General features: G+C 33.6%; 23 protein-coding genes and 1 pseudogene. 14 read left to right on the top strand and 10 right to left on the bottom strand.

The window, feature by feature from the left end; translation table 11 throughout:
• Nucleotides 1–205 precede the first annotated feature (205 nt).
• The 3 genes from CIT01_03390 to CIT01_03380 all read right to left on the bottom strand — a co-directional run bounded on the left by CIT01_03390 (nucleotide 206) and on the right by CIT01_03380 (nucleotide 6,798).
• Nucleotides 206–1,825: a hypothetical protein gene (locus tag CIT01_03390; GenBank protein AXV37309.1), complete on the bottom strand. Its 1,620-nt coding sequence runs from the start codon at nucleotides 1,823–1,825 to the stop codon at nucleotides 206–208.
• A gap of 400 nt (nucleotides 1,826–2,225) precedes the next feature.
• Nucleotides 2,226–3,752 carry a hypothetical protein gene (locus tag CIT01_03385; protein AXV37308.1) on the bottom strand — a complete coding sequence of 509 codons (1,527 nt, stop codon included), beginning with the start codon at nucleotides 3,750–3,752 and terminating at the stop codon, nucleotides 2,226–2,228.
• Nucleotides 3,745–6,798, bottom strand: a complete 3,054-nt coding sequence (locus CIT01_03380) for a restriction endonuclease subunit M (GenBank protein ID AXV37307.1) — start codon at nucleotides 6,796–6,798, stop codon at nucleotides 3,745–3,747. The genes CIT01_03385 and CIT01_03380 overlap by 8 nt, the downstream gene beginning before the upstream one ends.
• Nucleotides 6,799–6,958: 160 nt before the next feature.
• Here CIT01_03380 and CIT01_03375 point away from each other — a divergent pair, with 160 nt between their 5' ends.
• The 5 genes from CIT01_03375 (at nucleotide 6,959) to CIT01_03355 (ending at nucleotide 9,855) form a co-directional block, all read left to right on the top strand.
• The gene (locus CIT01_03375) at nucleotides 6,959–7,396 is read left to right on the top strand and encodes a hypothetical protein (protein AXV37306.1); all 438 of its coding nucleotides are present in this window, start codon (nucleotides 6,959–6,961) and stop codon (nucleotides 7,394–7,396) included.
• Between the two features lie 21 nt (nucleotides 7,397–7,417).
• Nucleotides 7,418–8,449, top strand: a complete 1,032-nt coding sequence (locus tag CIT01_03370; protein ID AXV37305.1) for a hypothetical protein — start codon at nucleotides 7,418–7,420, stop codon at nucleotides 8,447–8,449.
• 17 nt (nucleotides 8,450–8,466) lie between these two features.
• Nucleotides 8,467–8,985, top strand: a complete 519-nt coding sequence (locus tag CIT01_03365; GenBank protein ID AXV37304.1) for a hypothetical protein — start codon at nucleotides 8,467–8,469, stop codon at nucleotides 8,983–8,985.
• 82 nt (nucleotides 8,986–9,067) lie between these two features.
• Nucleotides 9,068–9,379: a hypothetical protein gene (locus tag CIT01_03360; GenBank protein ID AXV37303.1), complete on the top strand. Its 312-nt coding sequence runs from the start codon at nucleotides 9,068–9,070 to the stop codon at nucleotides 9,377–9,379.
• A gap of 170 nt (nucleotides 9,380–9,549) precedes the next feature.
• Nucleotides 9,550–9,855 (top strand): hypothetical protein, encoded by a 306-nt coding sequence (locus tag CIT01_03355; protein AXV37302.1) that lies wholly within the window; start codon nucleotides 9,550–9,552, stop codon nucleotides 9,853–9,855.
• A gap of 199 nt (nucleotides 9,856–10,054) precedes the next feature.
• Here CIT01_03355 and CIT01_03350 read toward each other — a convergent pair whose 3' ends face one another.
• Both CIT01_03350 and CIT01_03345 read right to left on the bottom strand, forming a co-directional pair.
• Entirely contained in the window at nucleotides 10,055–11,194 is a 1,140-nt protein-coding gene (locus CIT01_03350; protein ID AXV37301.1) for an ABC transporter, read from the bottom strand.
• Nucleotides 11,191–11,949, bottom strand: coding sequence for an ABC transporter ATP-binding protein (locus tag CIT01_03345; protein ID AXV37300.1), 759 nt, complete (start codon nucleotides 11,947–11,949; stop codon nucleotides 11,191–11,193). Before CIT01_03345 ends, CIT01_03350 begins: the two co-directional genes overlap by 4 nt.
• Before the next feature lie 146 nt (nucleotides 11,950–12,095).
• Here CIT01_03345 and CIT01_03340 point away from each other — a divergent pair, with 146 nt between their 5' ends.
• Together CIT01_03340 and CIT01_03335 are read left to right on the top strand one after the other, a co-directional pair.
• Nucleotides 12,096–12,899 carry a TrmB family transcriptional regulator gene (locus tag CIT01_03340; GenBank protein AXV37299.1) on the top strand — a complete coding sequence of 268 codons (804 nt, stop codon included), beginning with the start codon at nucleotides 12,096–12,098 and terminating at the stop codon, nucleotides 12,897–12,899.
• 572 nt (nucleotides 12,900–13,471) lie between these two features.
• Nucleotides 13,472–13,831, top strand: a pseudogene (locus CIT01_03335) (hypothetical protein).
• Nucleotides 13,832–13,940: 109 nt separating this feature from the next.
• Here the strand turns inward: CIT01_03335 and CIT01_03330 are convergent.
• Both CIT01_03330 and CIT01_03325 read right to left on the bottom strand, forming a co-directional pair.
• Entirely contained in the window at nucleotides 13,941–15,290 is a 1,350-nt protein-coding gene (locus CIT01_03330) for a divalent cation transporter (protein AXV37298.1), read from the bottom strand.
• A 119-nt stretch (nucleotides 15,291–15,409) separates the two neighbouring features.
• Nucleotides 15,410–15,847 (bottom strand): transcriptional regulator, encoded by a 438-nt coding sequence (locus CIT01_03325; protein AXV37297.1) that lies wholly within the window; start codon nucleotides 15,845–15,847, stop codon nucleotides 15,410–15,412.
• A 195-nt stretch (nucleotides 15,848–16,042) separates the two neighbouring features.
• On the opposite strand from CIT01_03325, the gene CIT01_03320 reads away from it, so the two are divergent.
• The 4 genes from CIT01_03320 (at nucleotide 16,043) to CIT01_03305 (ending at nucleotide 18,668) form a co-directional block, all read left to right on the top strand.
• Nucleotides 16,043–16,597: a transcriptional regulator gene (locus CIT01_03320; protein ID AXV37296.1), complete on the top strand. Its 555-nt coding sequence runs from the start codon at nucleotides 16,043–16,045 to the stop codon at nucleotides 16,595–16,597.
• A gap of 2 nt (nucleotides 16,598–16,599) precedes the next feature.
• A complete protein-coding gene (locus CIT01_03315) occupies nucleotides 16,600–17,220 on the top strand; it encodes a hypothetical protein (GenBank protein AXV37295.1) in 621 nt (206 codons plus the stop codon).
• Nucleotides 17,221–17,357: 137 nt separating this feature from the next.
• Nucleotides 17,358–17,768, top strand: a complete 411-nt coding sequence (locus tag CIT01_03310) for a hypothetical protein (protein ID AXV37294.1) — start codon at nucleotides 17,358–17,360, stop codon at nucleotides 17,766–17,768.
• Between the two features lie 63 nt (nucleotides 17,769–17,831).
• On the top strand, nucleotides 17,832–18,668 hold the full coding sequence (locus CIT01_03305; GenBank protein ID AXV37293.1) for a hypothetical protein: 837 nt from the start codon (nucleotides 17,832–17,834) through the stop codon (nucleotides 18,666–18,668).
• A gap of 28 nt (nucleotides 18,669–18,696) precedes the next feature.
• Here CIT01_03305 and CIT01_03300 read toward each other — a convergent pair whose 3' ends face one another.
• Nucleotides 18,697–20,097: an MFS transporter gene (locus tag CIT01_03300; protein AXV37292.1), complete on the bottom strand. Its 1,401-nt coding sequence runs from the start codon at nucleotides 20,095–20,097 to the stop codon at nucleotides 18,697–18,699.
• Between the two features lie 188 nt (nucleotides 20,098–20,285).
• Between CIT01_03300 and CIT01_03295 the strand changes: the two genes are divergently transcribed.
• On the top strand, nucleotides 20,286–20,972 hold the full coding sequence (locus CIT01_03295; GenBank protein ID AXV37291.1) for a DNA alkylation repair protein: 687 nt from the start codon (nucleotides 20,286–20,288) through the stop codon (nucleotides 20,970–20,972).
• Nucleotides 20,973–21,019: 47 nt separating this feature from the next.
• On the opposite strand, the gene CIT01_03290 is transcribed toward CIT01_03295, so the two are convergent.
• Together CIT01_03290 and CIT01_03285 are read right to left on the bottom strand one after the other, a co-directional pair.
• On the bottom strand, nucleotides 21,020–21,490 hold the full coding sequence (locus tag CIT01_03290) for a pyridoxamine 5'-phosphate oxidase (GenBank protein ID AXV37290.1): 471 nt from the start codon (nucleotides 21,488–21,490) through the stop codon (nucleotides 21,020–21,022).
• Between the two features lie 58 nt (nucleotides 21,491–21,548).
• Nucleotides 21,549–22,916: an MBL fold metallo-hydrolase gene (locus CIT01_03285; GenBank protein ID AXV37289.1), complete on the bottom strand. Its 1,368-nt coding sequence runs from the start codon at nucleotides 22,914–22,916 to the stop codon at nucleotides 21,549–21,551.
• Between the two features lie 168 nt (nucleotides 22,917–23,084).
• Here CIT01_03285 and CIT01_03280 point away from each other — a divergent pair, with 168 nt between their 5' ends.
• Together CIT01_03280 and CIT01_03275 are read left to right on the top strand one after the other, a co-directional pair.
• Complete coding sequence (locus tag CIT01_03280) at nucleotides 23,085–24,026, top strand: ABC transporter ATP-binding protein (protein AXV37288.1); 942 nt, start codon at nucleotides 23,085–23,087, stop codon at nucleotides 24,024–24,026.
• On the top strand, nucleotides 24,026–24,790 hold the full coding sequence (locus CIT01_03275; protein AXV37287.1) for a daunorubicin ABC transporter permease: 765 nt from the start codon (nucleotides 24,026–24,028) through the stop codon (nucleotides 24,788–24,790). The genes CIT01_03280 and CIT01_03275 overlap by 1 nt, the downstream gene beginning before the upstream one ends.
• The last annotated feature ends 51 nt before the right edge of the window (nucleotides 24,791–24,841 follow it).

Genomic DNA, 24,841 nt, shown 5'->3' with positions numbered 1-24,841 from the left:
CCTGATGAGATTCCTGGTCCTGAAAACACTTACTACTACTTCCAGGAGGGGAGTATGAAATAGTTTTGATTGAGTGGAATTCTAATTTCCTTTATTGGATGATCCTGTGTATCAGGAATTATGCAGAGAATAAAAAACTTCAAAATAAAGTTTAGAGTATTAAAAAATAAGTGAAAGAAAAATAATGTTCATAAAATTATTTCTATCACTCTATTACTGGTTTGGGAGGAATTATTTCAAATGTAGCGGATTTTACAAACTTAAGAACACATTCACGTTTAGGAATTTTTGTTAAAATTTGGTTTAATACAGAACCACCGATTGATTTGGCACTTTCTTCAGGTGTATCAAATTCTCGTGCTTTATTAACTGATTGTGCTATAATAATAATCTCCCACTTACCTATATCCTTCGATGAAGTGAATTTATTAGTATATTCATATTTTCCTGGATTTAATGTATCATTTAAATTTATAGGTTTGAATTGATCATTAGGTCCTAAAAGAAATCCTGTTACATAAGCATCACTGCCAACAAGTAATTTTCCATCATGATCAAATGAAGAAGTGATTGTAACGTCTTCATTCAAATAGTATTCTTTTTTTGATGTTTTAGTTTTTTCATTCACGGGATTTGCACGTATTTTCCATGTATCCGAATGACTGTAAATGTTACCTGAATCTGTATATCTATTAAATTGCCAATTTACATTTAAGTCCGCAGGTCCAGCAATATTAGGGAAACCAAGATAATCAATCTGCACATCTACAGTTTCTTTGGTAGTGGCTTCGTTTAAAGCAGGATCAGTATTTTTTTCACCTGCAAGAAATGGATCTTCACCATCACTTAAAGCTAATTTGCCTAAAATGCCGGCAATAATTCCACAAATTGAACTAGCAGCTATCAAATATTTTTGTTCATTTGATAAACCCTCTAAACCACATATCGTATTGCCTGGAATGCCCTGTCTTTGTTCACATACCCATTTGCCCTCTTTTGATCCTGCCAAGCCACCGAGAATTGCACTAGCTATTGCTAAAAGGATAGCAGCTATTGCCCCTAAAACTTTCCATAACGGATCAGAATAGGGCAGTGGCCCTAATTTACCAAAAAAAGGTTCCGTAGGATGCATTTCCATTGAAAAATCAATGGGAATGATCAGTGGCGGGAATACACTCGGAGCTTTAGCTGTAGTAGGTGGCATAATCCATTTTTTCCAATCCATCCATGGATAAACACCAACTTTGGTAAAATGTGTTACTAAATTACCTTCTGGACATTCAGCCACATAATTATTCGTAAAGTGATCCGCAGTTGTCTTGGTAACAAAAATATATTTCTCCAAATCCCATTCAGGACGACGTATCGGCCCAACACCACTTAACGGAACTTCATAAGCCTCAAAACGCAATGGATATTTTCCAGGTTTAGCATTTGAAAAATCAGCGTTAATATATCTTAAAAGAGGTCGTCCTTGATATAAATTTTGTACTGGAGGTTTACCAAGGGGATAATGACGTATCATAATGTTATGCGCGGGAGGACTCCAAGTAATTTTAATCCCAGATCCTGATGGCGCGGAAATCACATAATAATAACCTTGAATATCTGATGGCATGGGAATGGTGGGAGTATAATAAATTCCTATTAACTGTTCTCCCTTTGATACATCAAATATTCCATCCATTGACATTAATCCTGTGGACATGTCCACCGCAAATGGTCTTTCAAATATTTCAATAGGTCTAACTGCTATTTTATTTTTTATTTTTAAACTTTTTCCAATTCCATAAGATTCTTGGACAAATTTAAAAAATTCATCCATAAAAAATCCCCCCGCAAAATAAAAATTTTATTTTTCATATAATTAGCCAAATTTACCAATTATATGTAGCATATGATATGACTAATACTTGTTAATAAATTTTTAGTATTATTATATTACAAAAATAAAATTATAATATATAAAATGATCAACTAACAGAATCCTTGATAATCTTAATCTGCTCTGGCGTTAGGTCTTGTACTTAATAAATCATCTTATCAATTTTAGTATCAATTTTCTGGAACTTGGTCAATTGCTGATCTGAAAACAATTATTACTACTTCCCGGGAGGTGATTACGAAGTAATCATGGTAGAGTGGGATTCGAATTTCAAGTATCGAAATGATCTTGTGTATCAGGATTTGTGTGGAAAAATCTAACACTTCAAAATAACAAAACTTTATTTTGAGGATAACCATCTTTTCATAATTTGAAGTATCTTTTCTTCTTCTTTATCTTTTTCAATAAAGTCCAATATTTCAGAATATCTTTTGATATCCTCAATATTTTTTGATATATTTTGAATCAAGAAATTATATTCATTAACACTTTGGAATGTTAGTAAATAATCTATATAGAACCTGAGAGTACTATCAGCTATAAGTTTTGATATGTTTCTATCTTCTTGTGAAATTGTTTCAAATTTGCCTTCATGAACCAATTTATTCCTTTTGTTATAAAGAAATTTAATTCGTTTTTCTATAAATTCCTCAATGGGTAGATTAACAGATATTTTGAGAACTTTAGCCATAATGGTTAATAATTCTTCGTCTTTACTTCTTCCTCTAATTTTTCTTAATATTTTTTCAGCAACCATCCAAAATTTAAGAAAAGAATAATGTAGACTTTTCTCAGTACAAGCAGCATGATATAAACGAAGAATTTCTTGTAAAATTTTCCATAATTTATTTTTTTTCCTGTTTTTTTGTATTTTATTTACAATTGTGATAAAATCTCTAAATTTTTGATCCTTTTCCCTAATTTTCAAATCAACAACATTACTTAGACTCAATTCATTAACATCTTTCATTATTGACGTTATATGATATTCTTTAAATTTAGAGGGTCCAAATAATTTGTTATTTTTTAAAACAATGTATGAAATACTATTTATTTCTTCAATAGAATATTCAATGTACCCATAACGTTGAAATGTAACAAATCCATATCTAACCCATGATAAAAAACCAAAAAACAAATCTAAAATCATATTGGCTTCTTTAAAAGCAAATCCATAATCTCTTGCTTTGACATTTATCTCAATAATTTCGCCCCATGAACTTTCATAAGCTTTCAAAACTTTTCTTATGAATTTTTCATCAGAGGTTTCACTTTTATCTTTTTTGTCTATATTTAAAAAATAATCTTCTAAGGTTACTCTTTTAATGTTGAATAATTCTAAAATACTTCGGTATATGTTAAATTCTTTTTGAACATTAAATGAATCAATTAAGTCAATTTGTCTGAATTTTTGAATATTTAATAAAGTTAAAAATTTATAAGTTTTTACCTTTCTTTTTTTTATTTTAGTTAATTCTACTTCCAAAAATTCCATTAATTTGTCTGTAAGTATATTTTCATCTGTTTTTCTGAGTTTATAAAAAATCTCTAATAAATTTCCAAGAGAACTATCTGAAACTTTAAGATTGTTAAGTCTATCCTTAAGATCCGTCTTTTCATAAAGATGACTAAAAAGCAAGTCTCTATGCTGCTCAAACTGGTATGATGGAGCTCTGTAACCTTCACCCTCTTTAATAACCAAATTTGTTATATTTTTTATTAATTCATTTAGTTCTTTACAAATAGGTTCACATCTATATTTCTGTCTAAGTTTTCTGCATTCAACTTTTTCGGTCGTTTTCATCTTTTTTATTACCAACGATACCAAATCCGTTAAATTGTATATTAAAAAAAATAATTTAAGCACTGAGACTGTCTTCTATGATCTTGATCTCCTCAGATGTTAAGTCGTATAAGTCATAAACCAACTGATCAATCTGTTTATCCATAGCATCAATTTGACGTTGGATCATCTCTTTTTCATTCGGAATTTTACTATTTGTTAAATCTTCATGTAATTTTAGCATTTTTTCAACTAATTCAACCATTTTATTATGAAGACTAGCTTCCTTGGGATTATCAAAATCAATTGTCCTTATTGGAATTTTTTCAATATATTGGCGGTTTAAGGCCATATAGCCACCCCTAAATGTCGTACTTACATTCTTAAGGAAAAAAGTTGATATTGTTGAATTTAAAATGCCTAATAGGTAATAGTAAGATATAGGTTCATTGTCATTTAAAACTATTCCATAACCTCCCCCTCCCCCTCCTCCACTTCCAGCGAAGTAGTATTCTCCTTTTAAATCCGGTGCGAAAGAACTTTGATTTGCTAAAGAAGGAACAACAAGTTTAGGCATACTTAAGCGAGTATGATTCTTTTTATAAACATAACCGTACCATTCATTACCCATTTTCCCTTTATTCCTCGATGAAAGCACTTTTCTATTATCATTGAGGTAATCCCAAGTTAAAGGATAATTTTTCTTATAGTTATCTTGAGATATAAGCACTGATTTTGCACCTTGCATTTCATATGGAAAAATAAGCCTTTTATTGACATTTTCAAGGTAATAACGACGAATATTAACTGAACCTTTTAAAAAATGCTTAATATGATCATCTTCAAACCAGTGTTCTGTATTCATTGCCTTAGACTTACAAAGAACAGTTTTACCATCTTTCGATATTTCTTCAAGAATAAAAATATTATCAGCATTAGTTTGCAGCCCAACAAATAGATGAGCAATACTTCCAAGCTTTATAGGCATTTCATCTAGTCTATTGAAGATTTCAGAACCTCTACCTACAATAAAATTCCATTCATCCCCATTAACTTTATTTAAATTAATTTTTCCTTCAACTGATTCTCTAGAACTACGCCATTTATCTAAATTATTTACTTTTATTAATTTAAAGATCTTATGACTAGAATTATTCAAAAATAGGAGGCAGGTATAAGTTGTTGCATTCTCAAATACCTGTTCATCACCAAAATGCACGATTTTATCCAAGCACCTTCCATCTGCAATTAATGAGCGCAAAGGTTGACCATATTTTGCATTGAAAAACTTGTGAGGTAAAATGAATCCTAATAGTCCCTTTTCATTTAATAAATCAAGACCTCTTTCAACAAAAACAAGATAGACATCATAGTTCCCTTTACTTGCTGCAACATAATTTTTCTTATAAAACTCAACTTCAATTGGAGCCCATTCTTTCATTGCTTGAATACGTATGTAAGGTGGATTTCCTATAACTGCATCAAATTTAGTAGTTCCAAATTCTTTTTCCCAATCAAAAGGATTAATACGTTTAATATCACTTTCATTTAAGTCAGAATCTTCATAAATTTCATTTCCTATTAAAGAGTTCCCACATTTAATATTATTTTCCAGATCTGGTAAAGCTCTTTCTTTGTAGAGTTTTTGTTGTGCTTCTAATACGTCTTTGTTCTCTCCTTCTAATACCTTGAGTAATAAGCTGAGTTTCGTTACATTAACTGCCTGATGATCTATATCTACCCCGTAAATGTTGTTAAGGAGTATTCTTTTCTTTTCTTTGATTGTTAAGTGCCATTCATTGCTTTTTCCTTTGTATATTTGGCCTTTAAGTCTATTTTTATCACTTAAATTGGTATAGTAATCCAAATGCCATCTTAGAAGGTATTTATAAGCTCCTAGTAAGAATGAACCTGACCCACAAGCTGGATCAAGTATTCTAAGTTTTGATACTTTTTGGGGAGTTTTACCCTTGCAAAGTTTACCAACAGTATTTTCAACTATGTAATCAACGATAAATTGTGGTGTATAATAGATTCCACCTGCTTTTTTGACTTCTGGTTTTTCTTCTATCTTGGCCCGGTGGCCTTTTGTTAATCTGATAACTTTTCCCAGGAACTGCTCATAGACGTTCCCCAGTATTTCTGGTGATAATACTGAGAATTCATAGGGACTATCAGGATAATAAAGATTCTTTATTATCTGTTTGAATACACCATCTTTGATTTCTAATTCTAACGTTAATGTATCTGGTGGGCTTTTTTGTCCTTTTTCCTCTTTGAAATGGAATAGGCCGGAATTGTATTTTTCATCTGCATCTTTCCATAATTCACATAATGCATGATAAATTTCTTCCTGGTCCAGGAACTTTCGCAGTTGCCCATATTTTTCAGATCCTCTATCCTCACCCATACGCAAAAAGATTATCCGGTCAATTATCTGCTGCACAGAATAATTTAACTCATCCACTGAAAGATCAGGATTTCTAAGAGCAATATCCCTTGCTAGTAACTTTCGCCATGTTTCTATCTCGGATAAGAACTCGTCATCAACTTCGGTTGTGCCTCTTTTTTTCTTGGTTGATTCAGCATACTGATCAAATAAACCTTTGAAGACTGCATCCTTGGAGAACGTGTTATACAAGTAATCCCATTCTTCCACATAATCTTTGTAGGTTAAATATTTTATCCTACCTACACTGGCCCGGTCAGTCTTTTTAGGCCGGGACCGTGATTCATAGACTGCAAATTCTTCAAAATCAGTTAGTATTGATAATGGTAGTTTGGCGCTCCAAGCATAACGCCTGAGCTGATAAGAGGGTTTAATGTCTTTATCTATATTTACAGATGGTTTTTTAGCTTCTAAAAAGAACATTTTCCTACCGGCGAGAGTAAAACAGTAGTCTGGTGCTTTGGTACCTTCTGCAATTTTTATGGAATCTTCAAAAATAACATCCCGGTATTGGGGGGCTGCATCTGCTGTGTTATCCACATCCCAGCCTAGGGCTTTGAAAAAAGGGTTTATGAATTCTTGTTTAATGTTTTCTTCTTTAAAACTGGGATTTTTGTAAGCCGGGTAATTTCTTTCGAATTTTTCTACTAGTTTTATGATTTCTTCTGGTGCTTTTGGCATATTAAAAACAAACCCCCAATATTTTACTTGTACTATTATTATCAATTATTCAAAATTCTAATATTTTAAATGTAATGATTCGATTTGTCCAAGGAAAAAAATAGAAATTGATTTTAATAAATGATATCAAATTCATAATAATCAGGGGGTTTTTATCTTTATGAAAAAATTTAAAATATCATTGATATTGATAACTGTTCTATTTTTTATAGTAATGAATTCAGGATGTACATCTGAACCTGAAAATAAAACTTATAAAAGCCAATACATGGAATTCCAATATCCATCTAATCTTGAGATGGAAGTAGGTGCTAGTAACCAGACCGTGTATTTGAAGTCTGCATCTTTAGGTTTGTCAGTTAAGTATTATGATAATGAAAAGGACTATTTACAAGTAAAAAATGCTATTGAAGAAGATTGTAACTTTTATTCAGGTTCTAAAGAATTAAAAGAAGTGAATGGAACCGAATGTGAAGTATACACGTGGCAGGCTAGTTATTATTATCGAGCTTATTGTTTTGAAAAAAATGGTAAATATTTCATAGCAGAAGGCGATCTTATTGATGAATTAGACGCATTAATCCCAACAATAAAATAACAATATAAATGGTGAAATAAAATGGCTGATAAAAACATAATTTTTGTAGGTAAAGTTGCAAAAATCATTTACAACAATGAAAAAGAGGATATAGATTGGGACTTAATTTTAGCAGCTTTTGACTTTAAAAATTTATTAGAAACACATCCTAGACTATTAAATAGTCAATTTCTTAATGATGAAGATTATCCAGAGCAAATTAAATATGTACTTAGGGATGCATATCTAGAAAATCCCATTAAATCTAAAGAAATGATGAATCACATCATCAAAGAAGATTTAAAGATTTCGAAAGGCTATTTAAATGAATATCGTGGCTTAACTGAATTTTTAAATGACAAACAACCCCCATCTGAAATCAACTCCATAGAAAAAAATTCCTCTAAAGAAAAGATTAAAGTGTTTATTAGTTATTCTAATAAAGAAAAACTTGTTGCAGCTGAAGTAAAAGAAATTCTTGAAAGATTGGGAATAAACTCATTCATGGCCCATAATGATATTGAAATATCCGAAGAATGGAAAAAACGCATTCTAAATGAACTAAAGGAAGCAGATATTTTCATTCCTATATTAAGTAATAATTTTAAGGATTCTAAATGGTGTTCTCAGGAAGCGGGTATCGCTTGTTTTAGGGATATTTTATTGATCCCTTTAACTCTTGACAAAAGTATTAACCCCTATGGTTTCATGGATCATCGCCAAGGAAAACCAATAACCGGAGTAGGAAGAAAAAAAGTTCCTCTAGATTATTTAATAAATCCCATCAAAAAAGAGTTTCCTGAATTTAATCTTTTTGATCATTTAATTGACGAGTTGGATAATGTTGGAAGTTTTAGTGAAGCCGAAAGTGTAATGAATAAATTAGAACCTTTTTTTAATAGACTCAATACTAATGAAGTAGGCAAAGTTGTTACCATTTCTATTGATAATTGTCAAATTTGGAAAGCCAATAAATGTAGATTGTTTTATTTGCCTAATTTTATCAAGATTAACCATGATAAGATTGATGGAAAAAAGCTTAAAAAGTTAAAGGAACGAATAAAACAGAAATAATAGTTAATTAGATTTAAATTACTGATGGGGGGGGGGGGGTGTTTCAAACGAAATGTCCAAATTGTGGAGAAAAAAACCAAGATGAAGCTAAGTTCTGTTTTAACTGTGGAAATTCACTCATAATAAAAATGATAAATAAAATGGATCCTCAAAAATTTTCAGTTAGTGTGCCTGTTTACAAAGAAAGGGATAATACATCTAAAGTTATTTCAACAGAACTTTTTGGCATAACTGGTCTTGGTGTTGCAAGTGGAAAAAAACTCTACGAACAAAGATATGCTTACATTTCAACACATGAAAATGGGGTTAAAATAGACTTTAGAAAAGCAAATACAAAAAATATTAAAATCGAGTGGGATAAAATAGTAGATGCCAAAATTAAAGGAGTATTAACCCAAGAAATGCTTTTGTATCTTATAGAAGGAAGACCTTTCAAAATAAAATTTGGCCCTATAAAAGAACTATATAAAATAGTTAAAGAAAAAATGTGCGGAGTTATACCTGAAAACATTGAAGGCGATGAAGGATGGAATTAATATTTGATAACATTATTTACTGATTAATTTTTTTAAAAACTTATAAAAGAGTAATCTGATAATGTAGAATTGGTGAAGAAAGATGCTAGAATTTGAATATACAAAGGAATTAGGTAAAAAAGGGCCATTTGCACAAAATTATACATTTCATTTTCTTGATTCAGAACTGGAAAAAGATGATGTTGAACTTATTAAAACTAAAATAAAAGAATACGATCCATTAATTACGGGTTTTGAAGTAAATAAAGACCTTTCACAAGTGGTTTATCATAAGAACATAGCCCATATTGCTGTGACTTTAATATTAAAAGATCTTTCAGGCCCCAGTATAGATGAGATTAAAGACCAGATTATAGAAAGTTTCACTGAGTTTTACGATGAATTAGAGTTCTAATCTTCAAATTTTTTTAGCTGCTGATTTCTTTTTCTGACATAAAAGCAGTTCCCAATATATTAGTGTTAATATTAAAAATTCTGTTGTTCCATTTTTTCATAAACAACTTTTTATTAAGGGCTATGTAAAACTTAACAATAGAAAAGTAAATTTGTAAAGGGGAAGATGAAATGGTAAAATGGGCTGACTACTGCATATTTGCCGTCAGATATAACAGTGAAAGAACTCACATAGAAAGATTAAGAGGCGCTAAAGATTTGGGAGATAAACTTGGTGATGCTAAATTATGGTCGCGAGAGCAGGTTGTTGCAGGGTTAGAAAAAGGTTATGAATTTGTAACTGTCATCAAAAATAACACAGGACGTTATGATAAGGGGCAGAAAGTTGAACTTATTGAAGTGGATGGAACCAAATATATGCGCACTGACAAAAATAGCATAGCTTCGGATAATCTGGAAAATCTGGAAGAGTTCTAATTCTACTTTTTTACTATTTTTATAATTATTCCATTAAATTAACAAAATTTAGATCAAAGTTATTAGGTATCCATAAGTTGAACATCTATTATTGAAAACTTCGTTAAGCTGTCATATAACGAAATATAACTCAACTAAATTTTTAACATAATTTATTATACTTTTCTAATGATTATTTAATAAAAAATAGAAAGTAAAATTATTTTTTACTTCTCTTTAGGGAAAACACGGCCAGAGCTAAAAATAGAACGGCAAATATTACCAGTGCCATAATATCTGGCCATATCATGTCCAGACCCCACCCTTTAAGCATCACCGCCCGGCAGGCATCCACAGCATAGGTGGGAGGTACCAGGTATGAAAATGGTCTTAACCAGGAGGGTATGGCCTGCAGTGGCCAGAATACTCCTGAAAGAAGAAAAGCCGGTAATATTACAAAGGGGAAGAATTGTATTGCTTGTTCTGGTCTTTTAGCCAAGCTGGATAGTAATATTCCAAGGGCTTGGCAGGTTACAGCCAGAATAGCCACAGCCAAAAATGCTAAAAGGACATTACCCACCACAATAATGTTAAATACCAGAATGGCAATGCAGAGCAGAAGTCCAACCTGCATGATACCTAAAGTACCAAAGGTTATGGCGTATCCCGTTACCAGTTCACCTTCAGTAACTGGACTGGCCAGCACACGCTCCAGAGTACCATTAACCCTTTCACCTACGAAGGTGATAAGGGTTAAAATGGTGGTAAGCAGATACACAACAAAGGCAAGAATTCCCGGCACGAAAAAGTCAATGAAATCAGCGTCCTTACCATAAACAGGATCTGAAGTAACATTCAAAGCAGGTTCTACTCCTTCCTCTTCTAATGTGTCTGAAATAGCCTGATTTACTGTCTTTAAAATAGCATTTTTAATGTTGGTTATACTATCATCGCCCTGGATTATTATTTGGGCATTATCAGGGTAAGATGGATCACGGGTTTTTAGGAGGGCATTCTGGGTGAAATTCTCAGGAAAGATAATCACTGCAGAAGATTGACCATTAACCACTTTATTTCGGGCAGCAGCAGGGTCAGACATATTTTCTATATTCAAAACGTCGGTATCTAAATGGGAAATAATAGTATCAGAAAGATAAGTGGTGTTACCTGGTGTTGAAATGAATCCCTGGTCTTGGTTTACTATGATCACATTAACATCTTCTACGTCGCCACTAAAGGCCAGGCCAAAGACGCACATGGCAAAGATAGGTGCCAGAAACAGCATGCCGAGGCTCCGTTTATCATTGGCCACATCTCGAAAAACCCGACGGCTGACGGCCATTACACGGTAAAATTTCATGGGATCATCCCTTTATTTGTTTTTTCATCTTCCCTGGAGAAAACAAGGAAAGCATCTTCAAGTGATTCTGTTCTGCTCTTTTTAAGGAGATTGTCTGGGGTGTCTTCAGCTATGAGGTGGCCCTTTTTCATAAATCCAATACGGTCGCAATGACGTGCTTCGTCCATATAATGGGTTGTTATGAGGATAGTAGTTCCTTTTTCCCGCAGTTGATGAAAATAGTTCCAGAAGGACATCCTAAGTTCAGGGTCCACCCCTACTGTAGGTTCATCCAGGAAAAGAAGTTCTGGCTGGTGGATTAGGGTACAGGCTAGGGATACCCGGTGTTTCATACCTCCGCTGAGGTTTTCCACCATTTCATCTTTCCAATCTTCTAGATCAACAAATTCAAGGAGTTCTTCTTCCCTTTTCTCCATTTCCTCTTTATTGAGATTGAAAACTCGACCGTAAAATTTCAGGTTCTGTTTTACAGTTAAATTAAGGTATATACCTGTTTCCTGGGGCATGTAGCCAATTTTTGAGGATATATTTCCATCAGGTATATTTTTTCCCAGTACTTTGGCTGTTCCAGATGTAGGATTGATGATGCTGGTTAACATCCTGATAATGGTGGTTTTTCCAGCTCCATTTGGGCCTAACAATCCGTATATTTCTCCAACTTTTACATTAAGGTTTAAACCATCTACGGCAGTGAATTTTCCGAATTTTTTGTTGAGATGGTTGGTCAAGATAACATAATCATTTTTTTGCGTCATATCTTTATCCCCTTTTACCTAAACATGTTTTAAGGGAACAACCATTTATATGTTGTGTCACTAAAGTAGTATAAAATGAAACAACAAGTTTATTCTATCAATACAAAAAAGAATCATTGATTAGTTGAAAAGTGTAGGTGAATTTTATGGTTTTAAATAGGGAAACTTCAGAGGCATTAAGACTTATGGGACTTACTGATTATGAAACACAAACTTATATTGCTTTAAACTCTTTAATATCTGCCAATGCAACTGAAATTAGTATCGCTGCTAATGTACCCCGATCCAAGGTATACCAGGTTTTAAAAAATCTAGAAGAAAAAGGATTTATTGAGATGAGCAGGGGAAAACCATTAAAATTCACGGTTGTACCCCCTCATGAAGTTTTCCACAAATCTAAAAATCACATTAAAGAGGTTATGGAGTTAGCTGAAGCAGAAATTAACCAGGTATATGAAAGCCAGATCCCCAAGGTTCCAGCGCCAATATGGTTGGTTCATGGCAAAGATAAAATTGTTAAAAAGGAGCTTGAGATCATATCCCGGGCTGAAGACTCTCTTTTTGTCATGGGTGGGTTAATGTTTCCTGAAGAACCTGCAAAGCTCAAATTAAATCTGGAAAAAGCTACAAAAAAAGGAGTAAATGTAAGGCTCCTTACTGCTTCTAAATGTAAGGTGGATGATGTTGAAGTTCCTATAAAGGAGATAATTGAAGATGCACCCTTGGAAATAAAATTTTTCCCGGTTCCCTTTATTAAACTTATTGTAAGAGACAAAAAAGAGATGTTAATTGTTTTTTGCAAGGTATCTGGAGATACTGCATTATCAGAAACTGCTATAGCTATATGGAATCAGTATCAGGAGTTTGTGGATATAATAACCGGATTTTATGATTTTATATGGAATTCAGACTTTATAAAACAGGCTTTTGGTTATTCAAACTTAAAATAATTATCTAAATACTGAGTATATAATCAATTTTTTTAAAAAATAATTATCTGAAATAAAGAATATAAGATCCATTTCTTAAAAATAATCAATTTTTGGGAATTAGTAATAATTCAATTTTTAGCACACCAATCTTCCAGAGCCTCAATGCACGCCTTTTTAATTGATCCTTTCTCATAATGAAATTTTTTATACGATTTTTCTTTAAATTTGTCCATTAATTCCATGGGAATCCTAACATTCAAAGTTTTTTGATGGGGCATTACAATCACCACAAAACTATTTTACTACAAAACTATTTAACTCTTTTGATTTCAATGTAGCAACAAATATAGTTATAAAGGAGTATGGTGTTATAATAAGTAAACACGACAATTAGATGGAAAATATCCTTCAAGATATGAATCTTTAATATTAAGGATAATAACCTTTATAAATTCCACAGAGACGATATACTCTCGTATTGGCTTTAATATTCCTATTATATTTAATTAAAATAAAGGATTTTAATAATCAGAACAATTTTAAGTTGAACTGAATAATAGTAAAAAAAATATTTTTTTAGAGGTTTTAAAATGAATTCTAAATTTGCGGTATGTTTTAATTGTATTGATGGCCGGGTTCAGATACCGGTTATTAATTGGATTACTCAAAATTATGAAGTAGATTATGTGGACATGATCACCGAAGCAGGTATGGACGGATTACTGGCAAATTACAGTTTTGATCCGACTCATGTACTTAGTAAATTAACAATATCTATCAATAAACACGATTCTAATCTTATTTTCATTGTTGGCCACTTTGATTGTGGAGTTAATTCTGTAGACGAAAAAACACATAAAAAACAGATCAAAAAAGCGGTTGAACGGATAAAAAACTACACCCTCTCCTGTAGAGTTATTGGACTATGGGTTGATGAATATTTCCAGGTGGAAAAAGTGTGGGAAAAGGGAATAAGTAAAGACGATTCACCTTTTTATGAATGCTCCACATCGTAGTGGGAATCATTAAAGGATTTTCATAAAAAATATTTAGATACACTTACAGGGCAGTACTTAAAATTGAAATAACCATTATGACCAGAAATGTATTGGCCAGAGGGTCGGTTAAACTGGTTGATAAGGGTATCACTATATTGTCTGGGTCCAGCCCTTTCCTGTATGTAATAATGCTCAAAAAGAATCCAATCAATATCATAACTGGTGTGAGTAGCAGTCCGGCAGATGTGCTAATTAGAACCATCTTTTCAGTGCCTATTGATGGTATTCCCATGGATGTTGCAGCTAGATGTGCCAGCAGTCCAATTAGGGGATAAATTATAAGGGCCAGGGTTATAATTATCCCAAAATTTCGCAGTGTTTCTGGTGTGGGTTTAAGTGAAGCTTTTATAGAACCGATATGTAATCCAGAAGATAATCTAGCACCAAGAATGCTTACCAGATCACCGCTTTCACCTGAAAACAGAGGTACAAGAGTCAGTATACTTGGATTATTTAAAATTGTGGAAAAAGTGCTGTTTAAAACTGTACCGGCAGTTGTACCAAATATTGAAGATAAAAAAAGTGTAGGGGTACTGTGTTTAATAATCTTCTTGAGGTGATATCCACCTTTTATTCCAATAATAAAGCCGATTATTCCAATTACAATGAATATCAAAAATAGGAATGTTTCTATAAAGCCATTTCTAATCCATAAAAGTATTTGAACTGCTAATAAAATTGAAGGAATGGTAAAAAGGTCTCCTGCAGCAGCAATTAATGGTGTTGTCACATTATCTGGGTTCCAGCCGTTTTCATAGCTTTTAATGGAAATTAAGATAGTTGCAGGTAAGAGCAGTGCCCCTGAAAATATACCTCCCAGGACTGATACCACTGTAAAATCAACAAGACTAATACTTTCAAATCCCACAAGAATGCAAAATCCTTTAGCCATAAATGCAAGGAATATGGACATTATAATGGTTAAAATAATTGCAGATATAATGTTCTGGTTTAAAATTTTTGATTTTTTAAGTTCTGGAGATAAAATACCAATGTGGAGGTTGGAGCCTAACCTGGAGCCTAACGCTCCAAAAATATTACCCCTCATCCCAATTGCTCCGGGTATAAGAACAAGGAGTCCAGGAAGGATTGAAAATACGTCGGTCATTCCACTTAGAAGCAGACCTGCTATTAGATCCCCAATAGCACATATAAAAAGAGCAATAAATGTTTCCCTTAAAACTTTTGAAATGTCTTTTAAAAAATTAGTAATCTTACTACTTACAACCAGGGGTATTTGAAGAAATTCAAGGGATCTTCTTGACACTAGGATTGCTATTTTCACTGTCCAGTTTAGAATGATGTGAATGTACTGCCCGGTCTTCTTCAGAATTTTCTCCATCCATTTCACGCAACCACCCTGAAATCCTAGCACTGTCTAATTCTATACTAAATAACCTAAATAAGCTATTTAAACTAGAATAATTCTTATTATCCTTGTTTTCTGACATTTTCATCTTTTAATATCAATTAAATTATTGGAACATCTTCTTTAACTCGTTCCATTACTATCATTTCTGTTAGATCTTCAATACCGTCAATTGAACGGATTTTTTTATTTATCAATTGATTGAGTTCGTCAATGTTTTTTACCCAGACTTTGATTAGAATATCATACTCTCCTGAAACACTGTAAACTTCAGATACTTCTTGAAGTTTTGATAGCATCTCCTTAACAGATTCATGCTTTTCAGATTCGGTTTGGATAATAATTATAGAAGTTATTTCCATTCCCAATTTTTGCCAGTTAGGAATCATGGTATAACGCTTTATAATAGTATCTTCCAACTTTTTAAGTCGGTTAGATATGGTAGCATCTGGTACATCAATTTCTTTTGACATCTGTAATATAGTAATTCTTGAATTTTTTATTAAGGAGCGTATTATTGCCAGATCTATATCGTCCATTTTTTATCCAACACCTAAAGTGATCTTCAAAGTAAGATATATCCCGATTATATATAAAGATTTGGGAAAATTACTAATAATTTTGTAAAAATTGAGTATTTTTCTAATTATTTGTGATAATATCAGAAATTTCTAAATCATTAATGTGTTTGGATAGGGAAACCTTTTTATCATATTATATTCATAGAATATTCTATGTATAAAATATCAGATCTTGAGGCAGCTATCTTAGGACTGCTTTATGAACATCATCATTACGCCTACCGTCTGGAACAGATCATAAAAAAAAGGGGTATGCGTAACTGGGCAGATATAGGATTTTCATCCATTTACTACGTCCTTAAAAGGCTGGAAGAAAACAAATTAGTTGAAAGTCAAGTTAAAATCAGTAAGGGCAAACCTTCCAGAAAGGTTTACTATATAACCAGGGAAGGAAAATTAGCCATGGAAAACAAAGTAAAAAATATTTTATCTGAAAATAGAAAACAGATCTCACCATTTGACCTGGGAATGGCCAATATTGAAATTTTAGGTATAGACGAAACAATCAATTGTTTGAAACTCTATTTAAAATCGACTGAGGAACGTATTGAATTTCTTGAAAAGTCCATAGACATGCACGAAAGTATCGATTCACCTTTCAATGTCATTGCTCTTTTTACCAGACCTTTAACCATTTTAAAAGCTGAAAAAGATTGGGTTGATGATTTTATCCAACAAATTAGTCAAAAAAATGATAGTGGGAAATAACAATGCCAAAAATAGATTTAAAAAAAGAAGATAAAGAGCTGTACTACCCTAAAGTTGGTGAAGTATCACTGGTGGAGGTACCGGCCATGCATTATTTAATGATTGATGGTAAGGGAGACCCTAACACCTCCCCGGAATATCAAGATGCAATGGAAACATTGTTTCCAGTAGCATACAAGACTAAATTTCTATCTAAAAAAGAATTAAATCAGGATTATGTGGTGATGCCCCTGGAGGGCCTTTGGTGGACTGAAAATATGGAAGAATTCAACACTGAGGACAAGAGCAACTGGCAATGGACTTCTATGATTAGACAACCAGATTTCATCACCACAGAATTACTTAAAAGAGTATTAGAAGAAGTCAAAGAAAAGAAAAATCCGGCAGCTTTAGATAAAATTCGCCTTAAAACTCTTAAAGAAGGATTATCAGTTCAGACTCTGCACATTGGCCCATATAAGGAGGAAGGGCCTGCTGTAGAGTTACTGCATAATTACATCCATGAAAATGGCTACCTGATGGACGGTACTAAAGAAAAACACCATGAGATTTATCTAAGTGACATGCGCAGGACCAAACCAGAAAAACTAAAAACCGTTATTAGGCAGCCTATCCGGAAATGATATTAGAGTGGAAAAAAATGAACAAAAAAATTTGAAAATAGTACTATTACACCATTTATAAGCATGTTTTTGGATATTTATTAGGTTTTAACCTGGAAAGCCATTAAAATATGGAAAAAATTTTAAAGGAGATTTAAATGGGCAGAATACCTGATGAGGCAGCTCCATGCGGAGTTTTTTGCGGAGCATGTCCTTCTTATAAAAAAAGCTGTTTAGGGTGCGGTTCCGATGACCGAAAACAGAAAAGGAAAAGTAAATGGGGATGCAAGATTCGAAAATGCTGCTTTGAAGATAAAAATCTTAATTTATGCATTGATTGCGATGAATTTCCCTGTGCTTTAATAGAAAAATTAAAAAATTCGTATCCTGGCGAAGCTAGATTCAAATATCGCCATGAAATATACGATAATCTTAAAAAAATTAGAGAAATTGGGGTAGAAAACTGGGTTGAAGATCAAAAAAACAGATTTAAATGCCCAAAATGCAATGGACCCATCTTATGGTATAAATATAAATGTAAAGAATGTGGTTATGAATATTCTCCTTAAATAAAACTGTAATCCAATAAATGATTTATTCTAGAGAGAACAAATTGATGTAGAGGATATATTATGATTATTGACTCCCATGTACACCTGCATCCAACAAGAGAAGTTGGAAAAATGGTTGTGGAAATGATTAAAGAGAAACATGGTGTTGGGTATTACAGTTATGGTACTCCCGATGACTATTTAATGGAAATGGAAAAGGCAAATATTGATAAAGCAGTTATGGTAAGTTTTGCACCAGATAACCAACTTAAAAACAATAACTTCTGGACAGTAGCCATCACCAAGCCTGGAAAAAATCGGCCAGCTAAATATCCTCAGTTTATACCATTTATATCTGTCAGTCCCACCATGACTGGGCGAAAACCAGTTGAAGAACTGGAACACAAGTACAAATGGGGTATGAAGGGTTTGAAAATTCACCCTGTGGCCCAGAACTTTGCTCCAGATGACAAACGGATGTGGCCGGTTTACGAATGGTTAGAAAAACATAATTTACCCATAACAGCCCATTCTGGAGTTAATATTGATGGAACGTCTCGATACGGCGAGCCAAAAAGGTGGGATACTGTTTTGGAGGATTTTCCAAATCTTAAACTAATACTGGCTCATTTGGGTAACGGGTTCTGGGATCAAACCATTGAAATAGCTGATAAATTCCTTCATGTAATGTTCGACACTGCAATTGCAATTTCATACATTCAAAATCCTACTACATTAGATGATGAGGATGCAGCTGACATTATAAAGACTATCGGTGCAGATCGAATACTTTTTGGCTCAGATTATCCATGGATAAATCCTAAAAAAGATATTGAAAGAATAAAAAGCTTAGATATCAATGAAACGGATAAAAAACTGATATTAGGTGAAAATGCAGTAAAATTGTTCAATGTGTAGTATTGTTTAGATATATAAAGAATGTAGTTTATTTAACTGGTTTATATTTGGTCATGGCTATAAGGATCAGTGCAATGCCCATTGCCAAGGCCCCTACAATGAATGCATTATGAAGTCCCTGAGAAACCAATGCAGGAGTTAATCTATCACTAGTACTGGGTCCCACTGCATTGTAAATGACCATAGCTGCCACAGTACCAAGAATTCCTGTTCCGAAACCATTACCAATCATATTAGTGGTGTTAACCAGCCCCGATGCTATTCCCCTGTATTCAGATGGACTTTCTGCCAGTATGAATTTAGTGTTAGGTGGGTTGAATGCGGCCACTGAAGCCCCTAACATCAACAGACCTACTGTAATATAGATCAAACTACTGGAAGGATTAAATGATGCTAAGATAAGGCAGGCAATTACTCCAATTATACCTCCCACCAAGGTTATACGGTTAGGTGAAATTTTATCAGAAATTGTGCCGGAAATCGGCCCCACAATAAAAATGGCAATAGGCATGATGGTCAACATTAAACCAGAATAACCTACACTCATCCCCTTGACCACTTCAAAGTAAAAAGGTAAAAGGACTATAGCCCCTGAGAAGGGCATGTTAGAGAGGATATTAGCACCATTAGCCAATGCAATCTGTTTCATCTTTAAATAATTCAGATTTATTAAGGGTTCAGTTGTCCTTGATTCGTGATAAACAAATAATATCCAAAATATTACAGAGCAGATTATACTGCCTATTATTATGATGGAAGTCCAACCGAAGTCCAGCCCCTTATTGAGGGCAAAAATGAGAGTACTTTGGGCAATAAAGAATATGGCCACTCCCGGTATGTCCAGGGATCCGGGTTTTTTTTCAGTTTCATGTAGAACGGCCTGGCCAAGTATTATACCAAAAATCCCTATTGGGACATTAATAAAGAATATCCAATGAAAATTGAGGTATTCTGTGATGAAACCTCCTAGAAGTGGGCCTAAAGCTAAACCAAGCGAGCCTATAGTGGTCATAATTCCAATATTCCTGCCCCTCTTATCTTTAGGGAGATAGTTTAAAACCATAGCAGCAGTTAAAGCAGAAAACATGGCGGCACCAAAGGCCTGGATTAACCTAAAAATAATCAATTCATGAAATTGGCTTGCAATTCCACTCAAACTTGACCCTATGATAAAAATGAGAAAACCAGTTAAGAAAACCTTTTTAAAACCCTTCTGTTGAGCTAATTTCCCAAAAACAATTAAAAAACTACCTAAAACAATAATATAAATAAGAATAACCCATAAAATATCGTTAGTCGTCACGTGGAAAAACTTAGCCATAGTAGGCAAAGAAACATTAACAATAGATATATCAAGAAAAGACATGAAACTGGCCAATGAAATTACCATTAGGGTAAGTTTATGATTATTTCTTAAACTTTCAAGCATTTAAAACCCCCTATCATATATCTAATCTAATGTTCTATGTTACCACAAATATGATTAACACCCTATTCGGAAGGGTTTTTCAAATCTTGTTAAATAATCTATCTTTAGGATAATAATATACTTTTAGATTAGTGATAATATTAATAATTTAAAACTGAAGTTTGAAAGAGGATTCAAGGAGATATTAAATGGACTACAATGATATCATAAATGAACTGGAAAGATTATCCAATCCCGAAGATGTGGAGGGGATGGCACGATTCGGAATCAGTTCCCAAAAGGTATATGGTGTAAGAATGCCTGATTTACGGCAAATAGCGAAGAAAGCAGGGAAAGATCACCTTTTGGCCGAGAAACTTTGGGTGGCAGGTTATCAGGAGACCATGATCCTGGCATGTATGATTGAAGACCCCAAAATTGTTACAGAAGAACAAATGGATGATTGGGCTCTTGACTTTGATACGTGGGCCGTTTGCGACCAGTGCTGCATGAATCTGTTTAGAAAAACTCCATTTGCTTATGAAAAGGTTTACCAGTGGAGCGGGAGGGATGAAGAATTCGTTAAAAGAGCTGCTTTCGCTTTGATTGCTACTCTGGCAGTTCATGATAAAAAAGCTTCAGATGATACATTTGAAGAGCTTTTTCCCCTCATTTTCCGTGAATCATGTGATGAGAGAAATTTTGTAAAAAAAGCAGTGAATTGGGCTTTAAGACAGATCGGGAAAAGAAATATTCACCTCAATAAGAAGGCTATTGAAATTGCCAGTAAAATTCGGGAAATTGATAATAAAACAGCCAAATGGATTGCAGCTGATGCATTAAGGGAATTAAAAAGTGAAAAGATTCAAAGTAGAATGAAAAATCAAAAGAAATAACTTCGTAGCTACTGTTCTACAATTTTCATTAATAAAAATAAAATTGTCTAATTTTTTAGAGCAATTATTTCTTTCACATCCACCAGTTTCCACACGAAAGAGCTATCTACCTCCACCAGACAGGCCAGTGGATCATCAGGATCAAGCCCCAGGGCAGCCATTATATTTTTAGACAGTCCACGGGATTTAATAAGGTCTGCAAACTTTTTACGTACCTCTTTTTTCTTTTCATCGTCAGTCTCTTTTACTATATGTCCTCTTAGTGCAACAAACTTATATTCAGATAAATCAGGAGCATACTCTTCAATTTCCACTGAAACCTTAGGGTTTTCTTTCAGGCGTTGAATTTTCTTACCATACTTGGTGGATAAAAAGTACAGATACTTCTGGTCGAATACGTATAAAAATGGGGCAATATAGGGATATTCTCCATTAAAAGCGATTCTGCTCATGAAGTTTTCATTTATCAACTCATCATACTCTTCTTTATCCATTAAAGGTATTTTATATAAGCTCATAGTTATCACCTAACCCGTTTCTTATTAATTATTTACTTTTTAATTAAATTAATTTTTTTCATTTTAACACGGGATAATCTGCTTTTAACCAGGCCCCCATACTCCCTAGCACACTGCTCAACTGGGAGTAACCATTCTTTTTAAGAATACTGCAGGCAATCGTTGACTTGTATCCAGAATCACAATATACCACAACGTGCTTATCTTGAGGAATCTCTTCCAGGTGCTGATTTATATGGCCCACCCAGATTGGGTGGGATCCTTCTAGATGCACCTTTTCATAATCGTTAATTTTTCGAACATCCAGCAGAAAAATATCTTCCTTCTGGTCCAGCGCCTTTTTCAACTGGTGAACAGACCACATATCTAATTTATCTACTTGTTGGGCAGCCATGTACCATGCTGGAAAACCGCCTGCCAGATAACCGTATATGTTATCATACCCCAGTCTTACCAGCTGACGGGTGATATCATTTATATAACCTTCGTTGTCGTTGATTATGATTATTGGATCTTCATAGTTAAGGAAATATCCGACAAATGCTGAGAATCCTTCCCTCCAGATGTTTATGGTTTGGGGTATATGGCCCCCTCCAAAACTGGTCGGTTTCCTTATATCTACTAATTGAGCTCCTTTTTTTGTTAATTTTTTTATTTCCACAGGTTTAAGTGGATGACAGTAGGGGAGTCTTTCCATAATATGGGGACCATTTAAATTATTAACTTCCATTACTTTGAAATAAGGGGGAGTGTAAATTTTTTCTTCGGTTTTACTTTTAATGAATTTTTCTTTAGTTAATTGAAGCATAGGGTTTGTTTTTTTCTCGTAACCAATGGTGGTAATGTCCTGATCTCGCAGGTCTGATCCGCAAACTGATCCAGCCCCATGGGCAGGGCAAACAATTACATTATCTCCCAGAGGCAAGATTTTTTCATATAGGCTGCTGTATAAAAATTCAGCCATTTCTGGTGCTTCTTTTTCCCCCAGAAGGTCAGTTCTACCTACCTCTCCAGCAAATAATGCGTCTCCAGTAAAAATCATGTAAGGTTCATCTGATGATGTTTTATCAGTTAAAGATATTGATACACTTTCATGTGTATGTCCTGGGGTTTCCAGTACCTCTAATTCAAGTGATCCTATCTTAAAAATGTCTCCGTCATAGATGGGAGTCCCATAAAGAAAATCCATTTTGGATCCGTGATATATTTCTGCACCAGTAACATCTGCAAGTTCCAAAGACCCAATTATATAATCCTCGTTGCGGTGAGTTTCAAAAATATGGGTAATCTTCATATTATTAGAAGTGGCAACATCCAGGTATGTATCCACGTCTCTTCTAGGATCTATTACTGCTGCATTTCCCTTAGAACCAATAAAATATGATTTATGTGCAATTCCCTCAGATTTTATTATTTCAAATATCATTTCCACACCCCTTCTAAAAAAATTAACAATTTTGTAATAAAATCATTTCAGCTAATTACTCCCAATTTTTATGTTGGTATTGTATATTATCTTTATTATAGAAGAAATTAATTATTAATTAATATGTTAAATGTCAATATTTCGTATTAATTCAAGGCTGTGTGTGTAATGGATAATATAATTGAAACATGGGATATAACCAAAAAATATGATGATTTCACTGCAGTTGATTCAGTGAATCTTCAAGTACCAAAAAATAGTGTTTATGGTGTTTTAGGTCCAAATGGGGCGGGTAAAACAACTTTAATTTCAATGTTATGTACTATTTTGCACCCTTCTTCAGGTAAAGCACATGTAAACGGTTTTGATGTGGTGAAAAATCCTACTGAAGTTAGAAGATCCATTGGAATAGTATTCCAGTCACGGGCTTTAGACGATATTTTAACTGGCAGGGAGCACCTGGAAATGCACGCATCATTGTATGGGGTGCCCAAGGACCTTCGGAGTACACGCATAGACGAAATTCTTGAATTAATAGCACTAGGGAAAAAAGCTGACGAGTATGTAAAAACATACTCTGGTGGAATGAAAAGAAGATTGGAAATTGGCCGGGGATTGATCCATTACCCTAAGGTATTATTCTTAGATGAACCAACTCTGGGCTTGGATCCTCAGACCAGGGAAAGTATTTGGGATTACATTGAAAACTTGAATAAAAACGAGGATATAACTGTTTTAATGACCACCCATTACATGGAAGAAGCAGATAAGCTATGTGATGAGGTAGCAATAATTAACAGTGGTCAGATAATAACATCAGATTCGCCACGTAATCTTAAAAGGAAATTAAAAGCAGATACCATAACTGTTATTGTTGATGATTCAGAGAAGTTCATCAAAAATGCTAAAAATCTGGAATTTGTTAAGGACATATTTCAGGTTGATTCTGAGATAAAATTAATGGTTGAACGGGGGGAAAATTTAGTTACTGATGTTGTAGAATTTGCAAGTAAAATTGGAGTCCAGATTCAATCAGTTGAACTGGAACACCCCAATTTGGAAGATGTTTTCATTAATTATACTGGTTCCAGTATACAGGGGGAGAGATAATGAGTGATTGGGAAGGAATATTCACCATATGGCTTCGGGAAACCAAGAGATACATCCGATATCGTTCAAGAATAGTGACTTCAGTGGTAACTCCTTTATTGTGGCTTATTATCTTTGGAACCGGTTTAGGTTCTGCTGTTAGATTTGGTGGAATGGCTGGGGGATACCAACAATTTATCTTTCCAGGCATTATAGGTCAAACCATACTTTTTACATCCGTTTTTTCTGGTGTTTCCGTGATTATTGACCGTCAATACGGTTTTTTAAAGGAAATACTTGTGGCACCAATATCCAGACCATCTATAGTAATGGGTAAAGCCCTGGGAATAAGCACGGCCTCGTTAATCCAGGGAGTAATACTATTAGTACTGTCATTTATAGTGGGAATCCAAATGACTCCACTCTGTTTTTTGGTTAGTACTATATTGATTGTGATGATTTCATTGGGTCTTGCAAGCTTAGGTTTGCTTATCGCATCTTTTACAGATAGTATGGAAGGATTTAACCTTATATTGAGCTTTATAGTATTACCAATGTTCCTTTTAAGTGGAGCATTATTCCCCATAACTGGACTTCCATCATGGCTTCAATTTGCTGTCTATTTAAATCCACTTACTTATGGAGTTGATGCTTTAAGGTACACTATTTTAGGAACATCTACTCTTCCATTGTATATTAATGTTATTGTAGTTTTTGGCTTTGCCTTATTGATGATATTTATATCTGCTTTTATCTTCAGTAAGAAAGAACAGAGCTTGATGTAATTAGAGCTTATTTTTTCTTTATTTTTATTTTTTTACAGTTTATTCAATTTT

The organism is Methanobacterium sp. BRmetb2 (assembly GCA_003491285.1).
GTDB lineage: Archaea > Methanobacteriota > Methanobacteria > Methanobacteriales > Methanobacteriaceae > UBA117.
The sequence above is the reverse complement of the archived record's forward strand: the minus strand, read 5'-3'. Positions and strand labels throughout refer to the sequence as shown.

What these genes read in the sequence shown, in the direction of transcription:
- CIT01_03280 (AXV37288.1), top strand. Translation starts at nt 23,085, where the DNA reads ATGGATAATATAATTGAAACATGGGATATAACCAAAAAATATGATGAT.
- CIT01_03370 (AXV37305.1), top strand. Translation starts at nt 7,418, where the DNA reads ATGGCTGATAAAAACATAATTTTTGTAGGTAAAGTTGCAAAAATCATT.
- CIT01_03375 (AXV37306.1), top strand. Translation starts at nt 6,959, where the DNA reads ATGAAAAAATTTAAAATATCATTGATATTGATAACTGTTCTATTTTTT.
- CIT01_03275 (AXV37287.1), top strand. Translation starts at nt 24,026, where the DNA reads ATGAGTGATTGGGAAGGAATATTCACCATATGGCTTCGGGAAACCAAG.
- CIT01_03360 (AXV37303.1), top strand. Translation starts at nt 9,068, where the DNA reads ATGCTAGAATTTGAATATACAAAGGAATTAGGTAAAAAAGGGCCATTT.
- CIT01_03340 (AXV37299.1), top strand. Translation starts at nt 12,096, where the DNA reads ATGGTTTTAAATAGGGAAACTTCAGAGGCATTAAGACTTATGGGACTT.
- CIT01_03390 (AXV37309.1), bottom strand. Translation starts at nt 1,825, where the DNA reads ATGGATGAATTTTTTAAATTTGTCCAAGAATCTTATGGAATTGGAAAA.
- CIT01_03320 (AXV37296.1), top strand. Translation starts at nt 16,043, where the DNA reads ATGTATAAAATATCAGATCTTGAGGCAGCTATCTTAGGACTGCTTTAT.
- CIT01_03380 (AXV37307.1), bottom strand. Translation starts at nt 6,798, where the DNA reads ATGCCAAAAGCACCAGAAGAAATCATAAAACTAGTAGAAAAATTCGAA.
- CIT01_03305 (AXV37293.1), top strand. Translation starts at nt 17,832, where the DNA reads ATGATTATTGACTCCCATGTACACCTGCATCCAACAAGAGAAGTTGGA.
- CIT01_03290 (AXV37290.1), bottom strand. Translation starts at nt 21,490, where the DNA reads ATGAGCTTATATAAAATACCTTTAATGGATAAAGAAGAGTATGATGAG.
- CIT01_03285 (AXV37289.1), bottom strand. Translation starts at nt 22,916, where the DNA reads ATGATATTTGAAATAATAAAATCTGAGGGAATTGCACATAAATCATAT.
- CIT01_03310 (AXV37294.1), top strand. Translation starts at nt 17,358, where the DNA reads ATGGGCAGAATACCTGATGAGGCAGCTCCATGCGGAGTTTTTTGCGGA.
- CIT01_03295 (AXV37291.1), top strand. Translation starts at nt 20,286, where the DNA reads ATGGACTACAATGATATCATAAATGAACTGGAAAGATTATCCAATCCC.
- CIT01_03300 (AXV37292.1), bottom strand. Translation starts at nt 20,097, where the DNA reads ATGCTTGAAAGTTTAAGAAATAATCATAAACTTACCCTAATGGTAATT.
- CIT01_03325 (AXV37297.1), bottom strand. Translation starts at nt 15,847, where the DNA reads ATGGACGATATAGATCTGGCAATAATACGCTCCTTAATAAAAAATTCA.
- CIT01_03355 (AXV37302.1), top strand. Translation starts at nt 9,550, where the DNA reads ATGGTAAAATGGGCTGACTACTGCATATTTGCCGTCAGATATAACAGT.
- CIT01_03315 (AXV37295.1), top strand. Translation starts at nt 16,600, where the DNA reads ATGCCAAAAATAGATTTAAAAAAAGAAGATAAAGAGCTGTACTACCCT.
- CIT01_03345 (AXV37300.1), bottom strand. Translation starts at nt 11,949, where the DNA reads ATGACGCAAAAAAATGATTATGTTATCTTGACCAACCATCTCAACAAA.
- CIT01_03350 (AXV37301.1), bottom strand. Translation starts at nt 11,194, where the DNA reads ATGAAATTTTACCGTGTAATGGCCGTCAGCCGTCGGGTTTTTCGAGAT.